Consider the following 1,041-nt stretch of genomic DNA (forward strand, 5'->3'; position numbering starts at 1 on the left):
AGGCCGCGCGCGCGTCCGGCGCCGCCTCGACCCCCGCCTGCACCACCAGGCCCGAGCGGTCCACCGGCACCGGCACGGCCCGCGCCCCGCCCGCGGTGAGGGCGTGCCCGGTGGCCGGATAGCCCGGATCCTCCAGCCAGACCCGGTCGCCCGGCTTGAGCAGCAGGCGCGCGGTCAGGTCGACGGCGTGCTGCGCGCCCGAGGTGACGATCACCTGCTCCGGCTCGCACACCACGCCCCGGGCGGCGCGCAGATAGTCGGTCACCGCCGTCCGCAGCCGCAGGTCCCCCGCCGGCTCGCCGTAGCCGAAGTGGCTGGGATCCAGCGTCCGCAGCGCCCGTCGCGTCGAGGTCGCCCAGGCGTCGAGCGCGCGAGCGTCCATCAGGGTGCGGCCGTTGGAGAAGGCCTGCGGCTCGGACGAGGCGGGCGGCGGGAAAGCGGCGACGTCCGGGATGCGGTCGGGGCGGACCGGCACGGCGGCCGCGGCCGGCTTCGGCGCCGCCAGGTCCAGCACCCCGGACAGGTCCTCCGAGACGTAGGTGCCTGAGCCGGTGCGCCCTTCGGCATACCCCTCCGCCAGCAACTGGTCGTAGGCGGCCACCACCGAGGCCCGCGCCACCCCCAGCCGCAGCGCCAGGTCGCGGCTGGACGGCAGGCGCCCGCCGGGCCGCAGCGCCCCGGTGTGGATCGCGCCGCGCACCTGGTCATAGACCTGCCGGATCACCGGCCGGCCCGCCTCGGGCGCGGACCAGGGATAGACGTCCGCCCAGCTCATGGTCGGCTCCAAGTGGTATGTCCAGATCGCAGCAAGTGGACCTGTCTGTCAGACCACATACCGCGTAGTCCGCGGCTTCGAAAGGAGGCGGACATGCCAGCCATGAATCCCAGGACCACGATCGACGCGCTGCGCCGCCTCGCCGTGACCACCCTCGCCTACGCCCTCGCCGTCCTCGTCGTGGCGGCGCTGCTGCCCACAATTCTCACGCCCTTGCCGGCGGCGGCGTTCCTCCCCGAGCCGCCGCCGGTGGTGGCGCGGGTTCC

General features: G+C 75.2%; 1 protein-coding gene. It reads right to left on the bottom strand.

Annotated features, from left to right (window positions below):
- Positions 1 to 775 (bottom strand): PLP-dependent aminotransferase family protein (locus tag Q7W29_12095; protein MDO9172557.1); only part of this gene is annotated, 775 nt, incomplete at its 3' end.
- Between the last annotated feature and the right edge of the window lie 266 nt (positions 776 to 1,041).

This window comes from bacterium (assembly GCA_030654305.1).
Taxonomy (GTDB): Bacteria; Krumholzibacteriota; Krumholzibacteriia; order LZORAL124-64-63; family LZORAL124-64-63; genus PNOJ01.